At 41.6% G+C, this 19562-nt stretch carries 21 protein-coding genes and 1 pseudogene; 5 read left to right on the top strand and 17 right to left on the bottom strand.

Annotation, left to right across the window (positions count from 1 at the left end; genetic code table 11):
* Positions 1-20: 20 nt before the first annotated feature.
* The 4 genes from hydA to LIT25_09340 all read right to left on the bottom strand — a co-directional run bounded on the left by hydA (position 21) and on the right by LIT25_09340 (position 5218).
* Positions 21-1439, bottom strand: a complete 1419-nt coding sequence (hydA, locus tag LIT25_09355; GenBank protein ID USK35471.1) for a dihydropyrimidinase — start codon at positions 1437-1439, stop codon at positions 21-23.
* Positions 1440-1457: 18 nt separating this feature from the next.
* Positions 1458-2744 carry an NAD-dependent dihydropyrimidine dehydrogenase subunit PreA gene (preA, locus tag LIT25_09350; GenBank protein ID USK35470.1) on the bottom strand — a complete coding sequence of 429 codons (1287 nt, stop codon included), beginning with the start codon at positions 2742-2744 and terminating at the stop codon, positions 1458-1460.
* Between the two features lie 200 nt (positions 2745-2944).
* Complete coding sequence (locus LIT25_09345) at positions 2945-4261, bottom strand: NAD(P)-dependent oxidoreductase (GenBank protein USK36219.1); 1317 nt, start codon at positions 4259-4261, stop codon at positions 2945-2947.
* A 66-nt stretch (positions 4262-4327) separates the two neighbouring features.
* Positions 4328-5218, bottom strand: a complete 891-nt coding sequence (locus LIT25_09340) for an acyltransferase (protein USK35469.1) — start codon at positions 5216-5218, stop codon at positions 4328-4330.
* A gap of 283 nt (positions 5219-5501) precedes the next feature.
* Between LIT25_09340 and LIT25_09335 the strand changes: the two genes are divergently transcribed.
* Positions 5502-5795, top strand: coding sequence for a DUF6509 family protein (locus LIT25_09335; protein USK36218.1), 294 nt, complete (start codon positions 5502-5504; stop codon positions 5793-5795).
* A 36-nt stretch (positions 5796-5831) separates the two neighbouring features.
* Here LIT25_09335 and LIT25_09330 read toward each other — a convergent pair whose 3' ends face one another.
* The 3 genes from LIT25_09330 to cspD all read right to left on the bottom strand — a co-directional run bounded on the left by LIT25_09330 (position 5832) and on the right by cspD (position 7292).
* The gene (locus LIT25_09330) at positions 5832-6227 is read right to left on the bottom strand and encodes a cytosolic protein (protein USK35468.1); all 396 of its coding nucleotides are present in this window, start codon (positions 6225-6227) and stop codon (positions 5832-5834) included.
* 96 nt (positions 6228-6323) lie between these two features.
* Positions 6324-6941 (bottom strand): acetate uptake transporter, encoded by a 618-nt coding sequence (locus LIT25_09325; protein USK35467.1) that lies wholly within the window; start codon positions 6939-6941, stop codon positions 6324-6326.
* Between the two features lie 147 nt (positions 6942-7088).
* The gene (gene cspD, locus LIT25_09320; GenBank protein ID USK35466.1) at positions 7089-7292 is read right to left on the bottom strand and encodes a cold-shock protein CspD; all 204 of its coding nucleotides are present in this window, start codon (positions 7290-7292) and stop codon (positions 7089-7091) included.
* A 664-nt stretch (positions 7293-7956) separates the two neighbouring features.
* On the opposite strand from cspD, the gene LIT25_09315 reads away from it, so the two are divergent.
* On the top strand, positions 7957-8943 hold the full coding sequence (locus LIT25_09315; protein USK35465.1) for an NAD(P)-dependent alcohol dehydrogenase: 987 nt from the start codon (positions 7957-7959) through the stop codon (positions 8941-8943).
* A 323-nt stretch (positions 8944-9266) separates the two neighbouring features.
* Here the strand turns inward: LIT25_09315 and LIT25_09310 are convergent, their stop codons facing one another.
* Entirely contained in the window at positions 9267-9722 is a 456-nt protein-coding gene (locus tag LIT25_09310) for a TlpA family protein disulfide reductase (GenBank protein ID USK35464.1), read from the bottom strand.
* A 69-nt stretch (positions 9723-9791) separates the two neighbouring features.
* Positions 9792-10334, bottom strand: coding sequence for a peroxiredoxin (locus LIT25_09305; protein ID USK35463.1), 543 nt, complete (start codon positions 10332-10334; stop codon positions 9792-9794).
* A 338-nt stretch (positions 10335-10672) separates the two neighbouring features.
* On the opposite strand from LIT25_09305, the pseudogene LIT25_09300 reads away from it, so the two are divergent.
* A pseudogene (locus tag LIT25_09300) lies at positions 10673-11428 on the top strand (mechanosensitive ion channel family protein).
* A gap of 116 nt (positions 11429-11544) precedes the next feature.
* Here LIT25_09300 and LIT25_09295 read toward each other — a convergent pair.
* The 7 genes from LIT25_09295 to LIT25_09265 all read right to left on the bottom strand — a co-directional run bounded on the left by LIT25_09295 (position 11545) and on the right by LIT25_09265 (position 16665).
* Positions 11545-11787: a YkuS family protein gene (locus tag LIT25_09295; protein USK35462.1), complete on the bottom strand. Its 243-nt coding sequence runs from the start codon at positions 11785-11787 to the stop codon at positions 11545-11547.
* 55 nt (positions 11788-11842) lie between these two features.
* On the bottom strand, positions 11843-12970 hold the full coding sequence (locus tag LIT25_09290; GenBank protein USK35461.1) for an N-acetyldiaminopimelate deacetylase: 1128 nt from the start codon (positions 12968-12970) through the stop codon (positions 11843-11845).
* A 71-nt stretch (positions 12971-13041) separates the two neighbouring features.
* Positions 13042-13752, bottom strand: a complete 711-nt coding sequence (dapD, locus tag LIT25_09285; GenBank protein USK35460.1) for a 2,3,4,5-tetrahydropyridine-2,6-dicarboxylate N-acetyltransferase — start codon at positions 13750-13752, stop codon at positions 13042-13044.
* Between the two features lie 78 nt (positions 13753-13830).
* A complete protein-coding gene (locus LIT25_09280) occupies positions 13831-14289 on the bottom strand; it encodes a flavodoxin (GenBank protein ID USK35459.1) in 459 nt (152 codons plus the stop codon).
* A gap of 17 nt (positions 14290-14306) precedes the next feature.
* Complete coding sequence (locus LIT25_09275; GenBank protein USK35458.1) at positions 14307-15203, bottom strand: exo-alpha-sialidase; 897 nt, start codon at positions 15201-15203, stop codon at positions 14307-14309.
* Complete coding sequence (locus LIT25_09270) at positions 15193-15678, bottom strand: flavodoxin (GenBank protein ID USK35457.1); 486 nt, start codon at positions 15676-15678, stop codon at positions 15193-15195. The genes LIT25_09275 and LIT25_09270 overlap by 11 nt, the downstream gene beginning before the upstream one ends.
* A gap of 108 nt (positions 15679-15786) precedes the next feature.
* On the bottom strand, positions 15787-16665 hold the full coding sequence (locus LIT25_09265; protein USK35456.1) for a LysR family transcriptional regulator: 879 nt from the start codon (positions 16663-16665) through the stop codon (positions 15787-15789).
* Between the two features lie 121 nt (positions 16666-16786).
* On the opposite strand from LIT25_09265, the gene LIT25_09260 reads away from it, so the two are divergent.
* Both LIT25_09260 and LIT25_09255 read left to right on the top strand, forming a co-directional pair.
* A complete protein-coding gene (locus LIT25_09260; protein ID USK35455.1) occupies positions 16787-17530 on the top strand; it encodes a sulfite exporter TauE/SafE family protein in 744 nt (247 codons plus the stop codon).
* Positions 17531-17917 (top strand): VOC family protein, encoded by a 387-nt coding sequence (locus tag LIT25_09255; protein ID USK35454.1) that lies wholly within the window; start codon positions 17531-17533, stop codon positions 17915-17917.
* Positions 17918-18003: 86 nt separating this feature from the next.
* Here the strand turns inward: LIT25_09255 and LIT25_09250 are convergent, their stop codons facing one another.
* Positions 18004-19518, bottom strand: a complete 1515-nt coding sequence (locus tag LIT25_09250; protein USK35453.1) for an MFS transporter — start codon at positions 19516-19518, stop codon at positions 18004-18006.
* Positions 19519-19562: the final 44 nt, after the last annotated feature.

The raw sequence follows: 19562 nt of genomic DNA, 5'->3' as shown, positions 1-19562 counted from the left end.
GTTATATCTTTGGATATTTTTCAGATAGATATTTTTGCGTTTTCGCTCGTGTCAAGCAGCTCTCCATATTTAGCTCTCTTTTGATATTGCCCTCTTCCTGCCCTTCCGGAAAATTTCCTATCCCGTACGACGAATTCACCTCTTGATAGAACGGATACTGGTTCTCCTGTTACTTGCAGACCCTCAAATGCGTTATAATCAACCGCCATATGGTGAGTTTCAGCGGAGATCGTGCGTTCTGCAGAGGGATCGAAAAGGACAAGATCCGCATCAGAGCCGACTGCAATCGTTCCTTTTTTAGGATAGAGACCGAATAGCTTTGCCGTTTTGGTGCTTGTCATATCCACAAATTGATTTAAAGATATTCTTCCTTTTTTCACGCCTTCTGAAAAAAGAATACTCAGACGATCTTCTATAATAGGGCCGCCATTTGGAATTTTAGTGAAATCTCCTTTTCCCAAATCCTTTTGTCCTTTAAAATCAAAAGAGCATTGATCAGACCCAAGAGTTTGCAGCACTCCCGTTTTTAGCGCATTCCACAGCACATCCTGATGTTTCTTATCTCGGAGAGGCGGTGACCAGACATATTTTGCACCTTCAAAATCAGGCTTTTCCAAGTACGTTTGATCAAGGACCAAGTACTGAGGACATGTTTCCCCCCATACATCAAAGCCCTTGCTTCTTGCTTCGGCTATTTTTTCAACAGCGTCAGCACAAGACACGTGTACAACATATAGCTGTGAACCAGCAAGCCCTGTTAATTGAGCAGCTCTGCCAGTTGCTTCGCCTTCGACTTCTGGAGGGCGTGTTAAGGCATGGTAAATAGGGTCTGTCTTTCCTTCAGCAAGGGCTTTTTTAGTCAGATAATCAATGACATCACCATTTTCAGCATGAACCATGACAAGACCGCCAAGTTCTTTAGCCGTTAAAAGCGTTCGGAATAATGTTTCGTCGTCAGCCTGAAAAACGTTTTTGTAAGCCATAAAGACTTTAAATGAAGAAATTCCTTCTTCATTAATCACAGCAGGAAGCTCGCCAAGTACGTCATCATTTATTTCAGAAATCATTAAGTGAAAACTGTAATCGATCACTGCTTTATCCCTGGATTTTTCATGCCATGTCTGAATGGCATCCTTCAATGGTTTTCCTTTTTCGGTTAAACAAAAATCAATAACCGTTGTTGTGCCTCCAAAGGCTGCGGCCATTGTTCCGCTCTCAAAATCATCCTTTGTGACGGTTCCGCCAAAAGGCATATCAAGATGTGTATGCGGATCTATACCGCCAGGAAAAACGTAGCACCCCTTTGCATCAACGATTTCTGCGTTTTCTTCAGGCAGATTGCAGCCAATCGCCGCAATTTGTTCCCCTTCCACTAAAATATCTGCTTTATACGTATCAGCAGCCGTGACGATTATGCCATTTTTTATTAATTTTTTCATCAGATCCACGCCCTCCCTTTACTTCACAAAGTCAGCACTCGATGTTCCAAGTGCACCAATAATTGCCTGCCTTTCATTCCATGTCATTGGAGGCAGTTCATTTGCAAGCTCAATCATATCGATCGCGCCGTCCACTGGACATACGATTGAGCAAAGGTTGCAGCCTACACAATCTTCCTCGCGCACTTTCAGATAGGACTGACCGCTCTCATCCTTAAGCATGTCAATGCACTGATGGGATGTATCTTCACAGGCAATGTGGCATTTATTGCAGTTGATGCAGACATCAGTATTAATTTTCGCTACAACTTTATAGTTTAAATCAAGCTCTCCCCAGTCCGAGTAACTTGGAACAGACTTGCCGACCAAATCCATGACGGAGGATAAGCCTTTGTCATCTAAATAATTGGACAAACCTTCAATCATATCTTCAACAATTCGGAATCCGTGATGCATGGCAGCTGTACAAACCTGGACGCCCATTGCACCCATCAGCATAAATTCAACGGTATCTTTCCAGTTTGAGATTCCGCCAATGCCTGAAATAGGAACGTTGATCCGCGGGTTTCTTGCACATTCAGCAACCATATTTAAAGCAATCGGCTTAACTGCAGGGCCGCAGTACCCGCCGTGGGCTCCTTTTCCGGCTACGTGCGGAATCGTATTCCACGTATCAATGTCGACGCCTGCGAGGCTGTTAATTGTATTGATCATGGAAATGGCATCAGCTCCGCCCGCGACGGCTGCCTCAGCTGTCACAGTTATATCGGTAATGTTTGGCGTTAGTTTAACAATCACAGGGGTTTTAGCCGCTTCTTTTGCCCAGTACGTTTGTCTCTCCACCAGGTCCGGCACCTGACCTGATGCGGCTCCCATGCCTCGCTCTGCCATGCCGTGGGGACAGCCGAAATTCAGCTCAAGTCCGTCTACTCCGACATCCTCCACCCGCTTTACAATTTCATGCCATTTCTCCTGCTTCGGTTCAACCATCAGCGACACAATAATGGCATGATTCGGGAATCTTTTTTTTGTTTCATAGATTTCTTTTAAATTGACTTCAAGTGGGCGGTCTGTAATTAATTCAATATTATTAAAACCGGCTACACGCTGCCCATTAAAACTGACTGCAGCAAAGCGGGAGGATACATTTAAAATTGGATCCCCGAGCGTCTTCCATACAGCTCCTCCCCAGCCTGCCTCAAACGCCCTCTGAACCTGATAGCCCGAGTTCGTCGGAGGGGCGGATGCGAGCCAAAAAGGATTCGGTGACTTTATCCCTGCAAAATCAATTCTTAAATCAGCCATGAATGAACCTCCTTTTAAGAAATGCGGAATCGCCCGTTTAGCTCAGGCATGACAGATAAGGGTCCTGCAGAAAAGGCGCTTTTTGCCTTTACTGACGGAGCCGTTCTGGCCGAGGAGTTGGGCGGTGGAGCTGAACAAATTGAAATGCGGAACCGCCTTCTTCCGTTTCTAAAGGCGGATCCGTTCAGATCAAGTGTTATTTAGGCAAGCTTCAGTTCTTCAAAAGATATCTTTTTATGAATCTCATAAGCTGTCAGCTTCCCTTGCTGAGCAGCTGAAACAACCATAGCTTCTCCCTGGCCTTTCCCGAAAATAACATCTCCGCAGGCAAAAATCTTCTCGTTTAACGTTTGATAAGATTCTTCTGAAATCCGCACCACCCCGTCAGAGTGTTCTACGCCGAATTGCTCGATTAAATCAAGATATCTTGATTGCCCGATTGCTCGGATGACTGCATCTGTTTCAATGATAAACTCAGAGCCTGGAACGGCAACAGGACGCGGACGCTGTCCATCATTTCCTGCAGAAAGCTCCATTTTGAAGCATTCAATTCCTATTACTCTGTTATCCTCATTCGTCACAATCCGCTTTGGAGCAGTAAGCCATTTGAATGCAACACCGTCCTGTTTGGCGAAGTCATATTCAAAATCGTAGGCTGTCATTTCTGCCTGAGTTCTGCGGTAGAGAATGCTGACATCCTCTGCACCAAGTCTGACTGAGCAAGTTGCAGCATCAATTGCCGTGTTTCCAGCTCCTATTACAACGGCCTTCTTTCCAATCAGCTCCATTGTTTTTGCCGTTTTCGTTTCTTTTACAAAATCAATCGCATCGTAGACACCATCTGCATCTTCGCCTTCAATTCCAAGCTTTGGAACTGAAGACATGCCTACAGCGAGAACAACGGCATCATAGTTCTCTATCAATTCAGAAGCCATGACATCTTTTCCGACCCGTGTATTTGTCCTGATTTCAACATCCAGACTTTTTACTTGCTCTACTTCCCAAAAAGAAATGGATTGAGGAAGCCTGAAAGAGACAATGCCATACGTATTTAAGCCACCGGCATATGGTTCAGCTTCAAAAATCGTTACGCTGTAGCCGAGTAAAGCAAGCTCCCTTGCTGCTGATAATCCTGCAGGTCCTCCGCCGACAATAGCCACTGTCTTTCCATTCTTTTCACCAGCCCGAAACAGGATCTGTTCATTATGAATCGCCCAGTCTGTCGCATAGCGCTGCAGGTTGCCGATCATAATGGGCTTTGTAGATGAATTAAGTACACACGCACCTTCACAAAGCTCCTCCGTCGGGCAAACACGGGAACAGCTTGCCCCAACAGGATTAGCCGTCATAATGGTTTTGGCGGATCCCTTCAGATTTCCTGAAGCGATTTTCTTTATAAAAGAAGGGATATCAATACCAGTGGGACAGGCCTGAATACAAGGAGCGTCATAGCAATATAAACATCGATTGGATTCCTCGAACGCTACCCTGTTTGACAGGGCCTGCTCAACCTCCATAAAATTTCTCTCTAAATCGATTAAAGAAATTTCCCTAGTCAAGGTAAAAACCTCCTTTTCCGGCGATTAAGGCAGCAAAGCCGTCATTTCCTGATACGTTTCGGGACGTCTGTCACGATAAAACTGCCACGTATCCCGGACTTCACGGATTAATTTTTTATCCATCTCACCTATGACGACCTCGTCCCTGTCACGGCTTCCTTCAGCCACAAAGCGGCCTCTTGGATCGGCAAGATAGGATTGTCCGTAAAACTCACCCATGTTCCATGGCCCTTCATAACCAACCCGGTTGATGGCCCCGATGTAATACCCGTTTGCAACTGCATGAGCAGGCTGTTCAAGCCTCCATAAATATTCTGAAAGACCCGCTACAGTAGCTGATGGATTAAAGACAATTTCAGCTCCATTTAACCCAAGGAGCCTTGCACCTTCCGGGAAATGCCGATCATAACAGATATAGACTCCAATTTTCGCAAAAGCTGTATCAAAAACGGGATAGCCGAGGTTGCCAGGTTTAAAGTAAAACTTCTCCCAGAAACCGCCGCCTTCTTTGCCAACTCCCACATGTGGAATATGATGTTTGCGGTATTTTCCTAAGTATGATCCATCCGCATCGATAACTGCAGCTGTATTATAATAAGTAGCAATTCCTTCGCGTTCATAAATTGGCAGCACAATTACGACGCCAAGTTCACGGGCAAGCTCCTGAAACCTTTTTGTAGTCGGTCCATTTGGAATTTCTTCCGCTGCGTCGTACCATTTCGTGTTCTGCTCCGTGCAGAAGTATGGGCCATAAAAGATTTCCTGAAGACAAACAATCTGAGCACCTTTGTCGCTTGCTTCTTTCACAAGCTTGATATGCTTTTCAATGGCTTTTTCCTTTTGAACTTCGACTGCCTCATTTCCATCTACATCATTGCTTGCCTGAATTAATCCAATTACAACTTTGTCTGACATGGGAAAGCCTCCTTAGGAACAATCCTTCTTATAATAAAAAAATATTCAAAATATTAAAAATTCAATCTTTGTTTCTATTTTACTTTCATTTCCGTCCGTTTACATTGTACATATTGTTAAAAGGTTTCTTTCATTTCTCTTGCACTATGTAAAAAAGGGGAACTTTTTTCAAGAGCAGACAGATTCCATCTCTTTTGTTTTTATGTAAAGTTTGTGTTATCGCCGGTTTTTCGTTAGGATAGGTATGGGACAAGTGAATTAAATTGAGAGATTGGAATGATACATATTGAATATTGCAGCCTACACGGTTGAAAAATTGCATGATCCATTCGGAATATTATCAGGGGATCGCTATGAATTCTTTTTAGAACTGGATGTTGATGAAGACGACGAACTTTATACGGAAAAGGGTCTGCTATTAAAGGTTATTTATTTAGTGGATGACAGCGGCGGAAGAATCTCTGTTTATCATCTCATGGAAAAGGAAACAAATACATTCCTTGATTTTGAGCTTGATGAAGAAGAAGAAGCCATGATAAAAGAGTTTTGCCAAGGGCATTATTCAGAGGAAAATTAAGAAAGAGCAGGCGCATATAACTCGCCTGCTCCTTTTTTATGCTTCTGTTTTTTTGCCTTCTTCAACGATATGAAACAGAAGATGCGCTAGATGATGAATCGGTCCATATGCTTCTTCCTCTTCGTTCGTTTCTTCATTAAACTCCAGATCATTTAAATAAAGAGCAGTGAATTGATAGAAATCCTTCAGTTCAAATGAATAGCAGGCGCTTGGATCTTCCTGCTCCTCTTCATAATGAAGAACGAGGTACCACTCTTTTCCGTCTTTGTCTTCCCCGTCAAAGAAAACGAAAAAACCAACGTTTGTATCAAGCTCGAACAAATGACGCGTTCCGCCTTCTGTTACGCGGTGAAAATCTTCCTCGTTCATCTTTTGGACTGTCATGGAATCTGTTTGATCTTCTTTATGAAATTCTACTGAAAATGGATTCATGATATCTCTCCTATGTATTAGATTCTTACCTATCGTATACCACTTTTACCAGAAAAACAAAACGAAGACCCCTTTTTCAAATAAGGGGCCGTTTCGTTACTTTTTAAAAATGCCAAAAGGTTTCCCAATCGGCAAGAAAACACGTCCGAAATGCGCATTCAATACAGCCGCTGCTGACCCGTAAAATGATAAGAGGGCAATCAGCATTTCAGAAACAGCCGCAAGCATATGAGTCGCTTCGTGCATTATGCCGAAAGAGCTTAAAGATAGACCGATAAATAAGAAATCAATGAGAACAAAGATAAAAAATAACACTTTATGAGTTTCCATGGCACCAATTGTCATAAATAAGCTGAAGATTAAATAACCGACAAATGCAAAGCCAAGCTGTTTTGGATCAACGCTTGCTGCAAGCTCTTCTCCGAATACACCTAATTGAATGAGCCAAGAACCTGCTACACCAAGCCAGAACAGGCCAAACGCACCGAAAGCAGTCGTTCCAAACGTGTTGTTGTGCTTAGCATCATTGATGCAGGCAAAAAGCTGAGCAAATCCCCCTAAAAAAATCGCCCACGGTAAAATAAAAGAAAGACCCTCCGTTAACCCAAGCTTTTGCGAAGAAGCAACGAGTGTAACTATTGCAAGTCCAAAAAGTCCAAGCGCTGAAGGATCTGCGGTTGTCATTTTTACTTGTTGTACATTCTGATTGTTCATGATGAACCTCCTATATTTTAAACACATACTTGAACAAGATACAGGATTGGGATAGTGGTGTCAATGAGTTTTTAGGGGATTTAAAATAGTAAACTTTTACATTTTTTAAATAAAAAAAAAGCTGCCATCAGGCAGCTTTTTAGCTCATTATAATTTTACAACGTTCTCAGCTTGAGGTCCGCGGTTGCCTTCAACGATGTTGAATTCAACTTCTTGGCCTTCTTCTAACGTTTTGTACCCTTCGCCAGTGATCGCGCTGAAGTGAACGAATACATCGTTTCCGCCTTCAACTTCGATAAATCCAAAGCCTTTTTCTGAATTAAACCATTTTACTTTTCCAGTTGCTTGCATGAGAAAACCTCCAAAATTTTTTTAATATGTCCTACTATTTACAACATGGTAAATAAAATATTCACATATTATAAAGAGTATCAATAAGAGGAATAGATAGCCTTTATAACATGTGAATGCTAAACCCCATATGAATTCATCTTAAAAAGATTTGACTGATAGTCTGACAATATCTATTGGTCATTCATTTATTTAACTGTGAACACAAAGCAACGAAAGCCCTACCTCTCTCTCGTCCTTGCGGCTCCGATGACCGCGCCAGCTTGAATTGAGCTAACAAAAATCAAAGGATTTGAACTTGAAAAACTAGATTACCCAATAAGGATAATTGAATGTGAATCTCTGTTATTTCTTGGTAGAAGGGTATTTATATTATGAACTAACTTTTTTATTATACATTGATAGAAGATGAAAATCAACATTTTGGATTGATTGAGCATTTTTGGAAGGTGTGAATTGAAGTGCCCATTCTAATATCCTTGCTATTTTGGTTGTTAAATTGATTACTAATTATGGTGCTAATCCTGCCTTCTATTTAATATTGTGAAGGTAAATTGTAATTTATATATTAAAATAAGTATATAGATAATGAAGAAATGTACTTAAACTTACGGGCAGGATAGTTTAATTACATGAATGAATATAACGAATTGGAGGAGGATAAATGAAAGCAATCGTGTACACAAAGTACGGTCCCCCCGACGTTCTACAACTGAATGAGGCAGAAAAACCTACTCCTAGGGATAATGAAATACTGGTAAAAGTAAAAGCGACAACCGTAACAGCAGCAGATATTCGGGTACGGAGTTTTACAGTTCCTCTCTCTTTTTGGCTGCCTGCCCGAATAACACTTGGTATTAGACAACCCAAAAAAACTACATTGGGGATGGAGTTAGCTGGAGAAGTTGAGTCAGTAGGCAAAGACGTCAAGCTGTTTAAGGACGGTGATCAGGTTTTTGCAGCTTCCCAAGCGGGTTTTGGTGCATATGCCGAGTATAAATGTCTGCCTGAAGATGGACCAATATCTATTAAACCATCCAATATAACTTATGAGGAAGCAGCAGCGATTCCCATTGGGGCACGTACAGCATTGTATTATCTTAGAAAAGCTAACATTCAGAGTGGACAAAAGGTCCTTGTCTATGGAGCTTCAGGAAGTGTAGGAACTTATGCAGTACAGATTGCCAAGCATCTCGGAGCAAAAGTTACAGGAGTCTGCAGTACCGCGAATTTAGAATTGGTAAAATCTCTGGGAGCCGATCAGGTAATTGATTACACTAGAGAAGATTTTTCGAGTAAAGGCGAGACTTATGATGTTATTTTTGAAGCGGTAGGCAAGAGTTCGTTTTCAGCTTGTATGAAATCGCTAAAGAAGGACGGAACCTATCTAAGTGTCACTGTACCGTTACCAGGTTTTCGAATGCTATGGACTAAATTGACAAGCAGCAAGAAACTAATATTGAGTCAAAATTCACCTGAAAATTCCGAAGCTCTAAACTTCCTCAAAGAACTTGTTGAGGCGGGAAAGTTAATAGTGGTCATTGACAGATACTATGCGTTTGAAGAGATCGTTTGTGCCCATAGGTATGTCGAGAAAGGACACAAGAAGGGAAATGTCGTCATAACTGTGGAACATAACAACAAATCCTAATAAATGAAGCCCTATTCTATCAAAGATTAGAGCTGAGGAAATTCATTTATTCATTGAAAATCTGTATAACAGGGAATATTTATAGTTAGGAAACCACGGATACACAAAAGTGAGTTTTCAATTAAGATAACATCAAGCTATCATTAAGCTAAGGGGTTCTTAATTGAAGCAAAACAATAAAATCAACGCTAAGAGCGATAATCTCTGAGCGTTGATGTTTGTAAATTGATAGGCAATATTTACTGCGAATTAAAGTGTTATTGATATGTTCTTTTAGTTTTTCTCCAAATTATCGGAACTACTTAACTTAAGGGGCACTCTTCTTATTCTGCGTTTTCTGTTTCAGTTAATACGCGATTTACGCGCTTCTCAAGCATTTTCATGCCGCTGCCGCCTGCCTGGAAATGACGAAGAGCTCCAGTTTTATCAAATACATAATATGCAGGCACATATTGATTGTCAAAAGCATCTGTCAGCTTGTGCTCGCTGTCAACGAAAATCGGCTGAGTGATGTCATGCTCAGCTGCTACTTTTTTAATATCCTCTATGTTAAGATCATCTTCTGATCTTGGCATATGAACGGCAACTACGTTCAGCTTATCTTTGTACTGATCTCTGAATTCATTCACCTGGGGCATTGCCTCCTTGCAAAGATGGCAGCTTACAGACCAAAAGTGAATAAGCGTAGGTTTTTCCCCGATTAAATCTTCTTTTGTCTGCTGACCGTTCAGCCACTCCACAGCACCGTTTAATTCCGGCATTTGTTCGCGTAATTTCATTGTAACTCCTCCATTACTTGTTTAAAAAAGGCCTAACCGAGAGTTAGACCTTTCTTTTCATTTAAAAACTTATAGAGTTGCTTGTCCTGGCTTCCAGTTAGCTGGGCAAAGTCCGCCAGTTTGCAATGCTTGAAGCACACGAAGTGTTTCATCTACATCGCGGCCGATGTTGTTGTGGTTTACAACAGCATATTGAAGTTCGCCGTCTGGATTGATGATGTATAGTCCGCGAAGAGCAACACCCTCTTCTTCAATTAACACCCCGTACTCGCGTGATACTACATGGTTCGTATCAGCTGCAAGCGGGAATTTCAATTCGCCAAGACCGTTTTCTTTGCGGTCTGTATTGATCCATGCTAAGTGAGTGTGAATTGTATCCGTTGAAACACCAATTACTTCAGCATCAAGGTCATCGAACTCATCGTAACGGTCAGACATAGATGTAATTTCAGTTGGACATACAAACGTGAAATCCATTGGATAGAAGAATAATACTGTCCATTTATCGTTTTTCATGTTTTCTTCAAGACTTACTTTACCAAATTCTTTGTTAGTCATTACAGCATCCATTTCAAATCGCGGAGCTTGTTTTCCTACCATGCGTTCTGCCATTATGTATCCCTCCAAAATGTATTTTGATATCTGGATCGATATCAGCTTAATTGAGAATAATCAAATGATTTTCTCAACTGTCGACATAATTCTTTTCACATTGACAATTATAGAGCAAACTATATTTCTAGTCAATATTAAATAATAATTAATTTAATATAGACCGAGTAAAAATGAATACATCAATTGGTATTCCCTTTTCTGTGCAAAATCAATCATCAAATATCTGCAAAATGCGATTCATTTCAACAAATTAAGTTTAACATGCAGAGCAGCGGGTAACCAAATAATTAGTCTTGCTTTTAAATTCACAGAAAGGATGTTGTACATTGGAATTTATTGATTTACTGAACAAAATTAAATGGGCAGGCCTTATGACAACTGCTGGAATTATCACTTTAAAGCTGATTGGGATCCTGATTGCATTTATCGTGGTGAGATCGATTGGCACAAGGATCGTAGATAAGACCTTTGCACGTGTGCAGGAGCGCCAGTCCATTTCAATCGGCCGATCAAGAACACTTCAAAGCTTAACATTAAATCTCTTTTCTTATATTCTGATTTTCATTTTTGTCGTTATGGTATTCGAGGTATTTGAATATGATGCGACTGCACTGCTTGCCGGTGCCGGTGTTGTCGGTCTTGCCATCGGTTTTGGGGCCCAGGGCCTTGTAAGCGACGTGGTAACAGGTTTCTTTTTACTTCTTGAAAAACAGCTTGATGTGGAGGACTACGTTACAACTGCAGGATACTCAGGGATTGTTGAACAGGTTGGACTGCGGACAACTCAGATCAGAAGCTTTGACGGCACTCTGAACTTTGTGCCGAATCGTGAAATTATCAGCTTAAGCAATCATTCGCGAGGAAATATGAGAGCGCTCGTAGATATAGGAATTTCATATGTTGATAATATAGATGAAGCATCGCCGTCCTTCAGGAAGCATGCGGCCGCATTGCTGCGGTAGATCCGGCGATCGTTGATGGACCAAGCGTCATTGGCGTTCAGGGTTTAGGAGCAGCTTCAGATGTTGTGATCCGCATCATTGCCAATGATGCAATGGGGTGTTGAGCGAAATCTCCGCAAAAAATTAAAAGAAACACTTGATGCCCATGGAATTGAAATTCCATTTCCGCATCAGGTTTTTGTGGAAAAGAAGGCGAATGAAGTACAACAAAAAAAAGCTGCCATCCGGCATCTTTTTTTTGTGTGTTATTGCATTCTGCTCTCAACATGCTGGCAAATTTCATCTGCCGTATATCCGCTTGCACTGAAAACAGAACCGTTTGTCACCGCATTGCTGATCCCCATGATATTGGAGTCTTGACCTGTGATGATGCAGAAGTCACAGCCTTTAGCATCTTCTTCATTTCGCAATTGAACAACTTCATAACCTTTTTCCTGTAGAGCTGCTGTTACATCTGATAATGATTGTTCAACACCTATTTTTGGCATTTCATCCACCTCCTATCACTAATGTGTCACATGGAGTGGACGTTTATTCTTTGATTCAATTTGCTTTATAGAGAAAATATTTGCACATCAGCTGAACTGCCGCTTCAATAGCTTCTTCCTTTGGCTGCAGCTTGGAATGATGGAGTCCATATGGGGATTCCACTCCAAGCCAGAACATAAAGCCCGGAATTTCATCAAGCATATATCCGAAATCCTCGCCTGTCATGGCTTCACGGCATAGTACAACCTCTGTATCGGTATTTACTTTCGTAAAGTCCATAAATTCTTCCGTAAGCTCGTGATGGTTATATACTTGGTGGTACATCGAGCCATAATCAATAACCGCCTTGCATGAGTAGCCGATTTCAAGACCATGGACAAGCGCTTCAATCCGCTCCTTCACTTTTTCCATCGATTCTACAGAAAGCGTGCGGATGGTGCCTTCGAGTCTTGCATTCTCTGCAATAATATTTTGTACTGTCCCGCCGGTAATTTTTCCGAAAGTAATGACTGCACTGTCCAGGGGATCTACATTCCTTGCCACTACAGACTGCAGCTGTGTGACCAGTGATGCAGCTGCAACGATCATATCCTGAGTCGTATGAGGATATGCTGCATGTCCGCCCTTGCCTTTTAGGTCAATAAACAGCTCAGATGTATTGGCAAAAAGCAGCCCAGGACGAGTTGCAATTGTTCCTACCGGATATTCAGGCGCAATATGAAGAGCTGTAATAAGATCCGGCTTCCACTCTTTCATGATATCACTGCGTAGCATCGGCTCAGCTCCGCCTGGTCCCTCCTCAGCAGGCTGAAAAATAAAAAGGAGATCATCTCTTACCGGATTTTGAACAAAATAAGTGAGAATGCCAAGGGCAATAGTCATATGAAAATCATGCCCGCAGGCATGCATGCGGTCTGGGTGGTCTGACTGAAAAGAATATTCCGTTTCTTCAATAATTGGCAGCCCGTCCATATCCGCGCGATAGGCAATTGTTTTCACTGGATCGATCCCTTTTACTTTTACAAATATTCCTGTTTTCCACGTTTTGATTTCCAATCTTTCAGAAGACAGGGAGCCTAAATAAGTCAAAAGATATTCCTGTGTTTTAAACTCCTGGAAGCCAAGTTCAGGGATACGGTGGAGATCCCTTCGAATATTAATTAATGTTGGTAATTGATCCATAATGTTTCCCCCTTATACCTATAGAGAAGGCGTGGATGAAAGTCATCCACGCCGAAAAACAGAAAATTGTATTATAGCTGTCTTAATTCTTGTTTGATTTCTGTTTTTGATTTTGTTTTTTCGTCGATTTCTTTAATCTTGCGTGCAGGTGTACCAGCTACCACTGTATAAGGGGCAACATCATCGATCACAATCGCACCAGCAGCAACAACTGCTCCTTTTCCGACCGTAACGCCTTCAAGGACAACTGCATTAGCTCCGATTACAACATCATCTTCAATGACAACAGGTTTAGCTGAAGGCGGTTCAATTACTCCTGCTAGTACAGAACCTGCGCCAATGTGACAGTTTTTTCCGACGGTTGCGCGTCCGCCAAGGACTACGTTCATGTCGATCATTGTACCTTCACCGATGACAGAACCGATATTAATAGAAGCACCCATCATAATAACAGCATTATCGCCGATTTCCACTTGATCACGGATGATCGCGCCTGGCTCAATACGGGCTTTGATGCCCTTCAAGTCAAGCAGGGGAATCGCAGAGTTGCGGCGGTCGTTTTCCACAACAAAGTCTTCAATTTTAGCCTCATTTTTTGTCAAAGCCTCTTGAATTTCAGCCCATTCACCAAAAACAACCCCGCTGTTTCCATTTAAAAACGTTTTTGTAGAAGATCCAAAATCAATACCTTCAATGTCACCTTTTACGTAAACTTTTACAGGTGTCGATTTCGTGCTATTTTGAATAAATGAAATAATCTCATTTGCATCCATCATTTTCATATGTATTCCTCCTTCAGACTATGTACTTCATTACTGTATCAAAGGAAGTGTTTATTGACAAGCCGATTGTCTGCACAATTATGAGCGCACAGCAAGTTGGACACATTGTGCAAACTGACGGCCGAACTCTATACAGGCTTCCTCCTGTTCATCACCTGGAAAACATTCAATTTTTAGGCTTTCGATTGCAAGAGAGCCGTTATTTTGCTGAATTTTTTCAGTGAGCAGATCAACCGCACCGCAAAAAATATCATAAGCTGTATCGCCTGAACCAAATAAAGCGATGGTTTTATCCGAAAAATCATAATCGTCCATCTCATCATAAAAATCCAGCATTTCATCAGGCAGATCCCCGTCTCCCCATGTATAAGCACCAATTAATAAGTGATCGTACTCTGAGAAAGCAGAGCCGTCAATATCCATTGCTTCAAACTTCTCTGCTTCTGCGCCCGTTTCTTTTAATCCTTTTTCAATTAAATCGGCAATGGCTTCCGTATTCCCTGACATGCTTGCATAAATAATTGCTGTTTTCCCCATTTATTCAATCCCCTTTCTTAATGAACCACTGCTGAATAACCGTACAAGTCACCCTTTTTGCTTTCATGGAGTCCTGCTGCAAAAAAAGAACGTCCGCTTCCTGCAACCCTGAACGCATGTCCTTTTAATGTTTCTGCAGGAAAAAGAGCCATGGTATCTTCATTTAATGCATATATTCTGGAAAAGCCATACTTATCCTGGCTTGACGCGGCGTACGTGATCGTTTCATCACAAAAAACATCCAAAAAGGCTTCCTCGCTGTAAATATTTTGACAGCTGACCCAGTTAAGTTTATTCCCATTATTTAAGTTTGCCATTTCAATACTTCCTGCTTGGCCTTTTGCAGAGCCTCTGCAGATAAGAAGGTTTCTATTTTTATCAACAGCTATTGAAGAAATCATGGAATAAACCTCCTTTTTAATTCTTGTAAAGGAGCCGAGATTACAATCATATTTCCACAAACCCCCGTGCGCTGCATGAATCTGTGTGCCGATAAAAAGCTGATTTTCGTGAAGATAGAGAGATCTGATAACAGGCTTTGACGTAAAGTGCTTAAACGGCTTGATGCCCTTCCAAGACCTCCCGCTGTCATTTGATTGATAAATCGTATGTTTTCCGTGAATAATAACAGTTCCGTGATCATCACCTGCAATCGACCAAATGGCTGCTGTTGTGGGCAGGTATGCTTCAGTGCTCGTGAAATCCAATGTATTTAATCGAAAAATAAAGCCTTCTTCACCGACTCCGAACAAATATGAACCAAGCAATTTTAAGCAGCGGATTTTCTTATCAATTCTCAGAAGCTTTTCCCAGTGCTCATGGCCGTCAAAAAAATAAAGCCCTTCATTTTTTATTGAAACAAAATATCCGCTTCCCGCTACTTTTTCGACTGCAGTTGCACCTCTATGTAACATTCAATGCCACCCTCCCGCTTTTTGCACACCATTTAGAAAAGGCTTCAGCAAACCTGATGCATTCAGAAATGTCCTCATCCGTTTCAGGGGAACCCTCTATCTTCAGCAAGTCTGTAAAAACATCCGCCCCTGTTTCTGTAAATCTTCCATGTAAGAGGTCGACCGCCTCGCAAAACTTCGGATATGCGTGATCCCCCGAACCAAAGCACCCGATTTTTTTGCCTGTAAAATCAGCGTCAGAGAGTTCTTCGTAAAAGTCCTCTGCTTCATAAGGAAGATCTCCATCCCCCCATGTATAAGATCCTGCAAGTATATAATCGTATTCCTTGATACTTTCGCTATCACAAACATCCATTTCTTCGTATGTAACATCCATCTCGTCTTCTTGCAGTCTTTTTCCGATCAGTTTAGCAATATCTTCTGTGTTTCCTGACATACTCGCATATATAATAAGAGTTTTTTTCAAAAGAGCCACCTCTTTAATTGATAATGATTTTCATTTTCATAACCCACTATAAATGATATTGATTCTCATCGTCAATGGTGATTTGCAAAAAGAAAAGCAACTTCAGATGCAAGCTGCTTAATGAATTGCTTTATTATTCTCTTTTAAAACATCAAGAAATGCCTGAACCTGTTTTAACTTAAAAGAGGATTCAAATCCAAGCAGCCATGTATCCCTGACAATTGGCTCGCCTTGTTCATTCAGCAGCGGTATTTTATAAATATCCCGTTCATCATCTAGCAGTGTGACGGATGGCAGAATGGCGTAGCCAATGCCATTGTAGGCCATTTGTTTGCACGTTTCGATTTGATCCACAACAATGGTGCGCTTTGGACTGCTTTGAAAATGTTTGTGCCACCAATCCTGAATTTCCTGATAGTAAGAAGAATCGCTTTTAAATTGAATAAAAGGTCTTTCTGTTTCAATAAGGTCCTCAACCTTCTGAATTTCAGTATCTACTAAATACAGAGTATCTGTCAGTAAATGCTGTTTGACGCCTTTCCACTCAGGATTTCCCCTGATGATTCCGATGTGAACATGGTCCTCGTACATGCTTTTTAAAATTTCACTGCTCCAGCCTGTTATGAGCGATATTTTTGCATGCGGGTATTTACTGACATATTGCTTTAAGATGTTAGGAAGCCAGTGCTGTCCAATAATTGACGCAACAGCTATCTTGAGCGTTCCATGAACCTCTCCTTCAAGCTCTGATATTTCTTCTCTCAGTTTCTCTTCTTTTTTTGTTACTTCTTTTGCAAAGGCCACTATTTTTTCTCCTGAAGGAGTGAGAGTGAGACCTTTTTGAGAGCGGATGAAAATCTGAAACCCCCATGATTTCTCAATCGACTGCAGTCTTTGAGACAAGGCAGGCTGGGATACAAACAGCCGTTCAGATGCTTTTCGCATATTCATTTCCTCAGACAGTACAACGAGCATTCTTAATTCTGTTAATTGCATCTATATTCTCCTTGATAAGTTTTTCTTATATTATAAGCTAATTTTTTCAACATTTCATAATCATTAAAGGAAGAATATACTAATTATAGAGAAATATTTTTAAACAGGATGTGATGACAACATGGAATGGCCGATTTTTTTCATTGGAATTGCAGCGACATTTATTGGAACTCTTGCGGGCAGCGGAGGCATGATCAATATGCCGCTCATGCTGCTTTACGGCTTGCCTGTTCATACAATCATCTCATCTAATAAATTTGCCAATACTTTAAGCTCCTTTTCAAGCTTTTATGTGCTGCTGAAGAAACGGGAAATTCAGTTTAAAGAAATTTTGTATACAGCCCCTTTTACGATATCAGGAGGAATTGCCGGAGCTTATTTCACGAGCAGAATCAGTGAGAACACGATGACGTACATCGCTCTTTTTCTGCTGATCTTCGCATTGGGATTAAATTTTTTGAGAAAGCCCAAGGAGCAAAACTCCGGGGAGAGCAAAATTAAAAAAAGACTCTATCCTCTTGTCTTTGGGATTGGCGCTTATGACGGCATGTTCGGACCAGGTCAGGGCACTCTTCTGATGTACACATTCCTTCATCAGGGTTTTTCGTATATTAAATCCGTTGCGTTTACGAGATTTCAAACGTTTTTAAGCTGTTCTGGCGCATTTGCCACATTTGCAATGGCCGGAATCATGAACTGGACGATCGCCCTAAGTCTGGCGGCCGGAAGCATTATTGGAGCACAGTTTGCGGTGAGATTTGCGAGTAAGCTCAGTTTTTCCCACGCATCTTGGCTGATACGGCTGATTACCGTTCTGATCATCATCCAGTTATTTTATAATCTTATTTTTCAGGAGGGAAAGTGAATGAGTTTATCGATCGTAAAGCTGCATCATATCCAGCTGTGTGCACCATTTGAAAAAGAAGAAAAAGCGCGTGAATTTTACTTGGAAAAATTGGGTTTCCAAGAAATAAATAAACCCAATTCTCTTTTAAAAAATGGAGGGTTCTGGTGCAAAGCCGGAAACGCAGAGCTTCATATTGGACTTGAGGAAATGGAAGGGGCAAAGGGTAAACGTCATCCTGCCTTTCAGGTAGAAGATCTGGAAGCTTCAAGATGCTTGCTCGAAAAATATAAAATCAAGATTCAAGAAGAAACAGAGATTCCCGGAATTTTGCGGTTTTCTTTTTTTGATCCTTTTGGCAATAGAATAGAGCTGCTTCAAATACAGAAAAGCGGAGCTGGACAATAGAGAGAAGCGGTGCGGACAGATTAGACCTCTTGAGGGTGGCACCTAACTTGAAGCCCAATATAAAAAAGCATAAGAGGTTTCCCCTCCTACGCTTTTTTTCTTTCTTTAGGCAACATTAAAACCAGCAGAAAACTGATGATTGCAAACGCAAAAACAACCATGTAAACACTGTGAAGAGATTGCGTCAAACCGGCTTTTAACGCCTGAATAGCCTCGTTTGAAAGCATGGATGCAGATTTAGAGCTTAACAGCTGATTCACGGAATCCAAATTGACCGATTCATTGATTCCCTGTTTGTTAAAATAGGATTGTAACCTTGTATTTAGAATCCCTCCTAAAAGGGCAGCTCCAATTGTATTGCCAAGCGTTCTCATAAACATATTTGCAGCTGTCGCTGATCCTCTTTGCTCCCAGCTGACTGTGCTTTGAATGGAGACAATAAATGCTGTCGTCGTCATTCCCATGCCAATCCCGACAATAAACGACCCTAGGGCTGCCCACAATGGGCCGTCATCAGCGCTTAAATTTAAAAAAACAAGACTTCCTGCAATCAGTGCGATTCCCCCAATAACAGAGGTTGTCCGAAAACCAATTTTCAATAGCAGATTGCCCGATACGGTGGCTGCAATCGGCCATCCAATCGACATTGCTGTCAGTGTAAAACCTGCGACTATAGGCGTTTGACCCATTACTGCCTGGACAAATGCAGGTAAAAAGGAAGAAATGCCAATCAGCATGACACCGGTAGTCAGCGATGTCATATTCGCTATAAAGATGCTTTTCTCTCTCCAAATTTCAAAAGGCATCATAGGCTCTTTTACACGGTTTTCTTGTCGAATAAATAGGACAAAAGAAAGAATGGCTGCAGCAGTCAGAAAAAGAATTGGAGTAGACACCCACGGCCATCTGATACCGCCTTCAACAAGAACGACCATTGCTGTACTTATAGACGCAAATAAGAGGAAAGCGCCTTTGTAGTCAATCGAATGCTTTTTCCGCTCCACATCTTCATGGAGATACAGCACCAGTCCAGCTATCGCCAATAGCCCAAGCGGAATGTTAATCCAAAACACAAATCGCCAGCTGACAAATTGAACGAGCAATCCTCCTATTGCCGGTCCCATGATTGCTGAGATTCCCCAAACGCTGGATAAATACCCCTGTATCTTAGCCCGCTCTTCCTTTGAATAAATATCCCCTACAATCGTTGACGCTACCGGCATGACAGCTCCTGCACCAAATCCCTGGACAAATCTCGCTGCAATCAGCCATTCCATCGAATTCACCAATCCGCAAAAAATGGAGCCAACTAAAAAAACGGAAATTCCAAATATCAATACTGGCTTTCGCCCGAATAAATCAGAAAGCTTTCCGTAAATTAAAACCGTCACGGCATTCATCAGCAAATAAGAAGAAAAAATCCAGCTGTATAGAGAGAAGCCTCCAAGCTCGCCTACAATCGCAGGCATGGCGGTGGATACAATTGTCGCCTCAATTGCTGCCATAAACATAGCAAGCATGACAGCCGCAAGAACGAAGGGACGCTTCATGTTGGATGATTGCTTTTTGATTTGTTCTTTTTCAAGTACTGCCTGTGTCATATGATTTCCCTCCCTCGGGGACAGCAAAAACAAAAGAAGGAGGC

Source organism: Bacillus sp. F19 (assembly GCA_023823795.1).
Classification (GTDB): domain Bacteria; phylum Bacillota; class Bacilli; order Bacillales; family Bacillaceae; genus Bacillus_P.
This window is presented reverse-complemented; position numbering and strand designations above follow the sequence as displayed.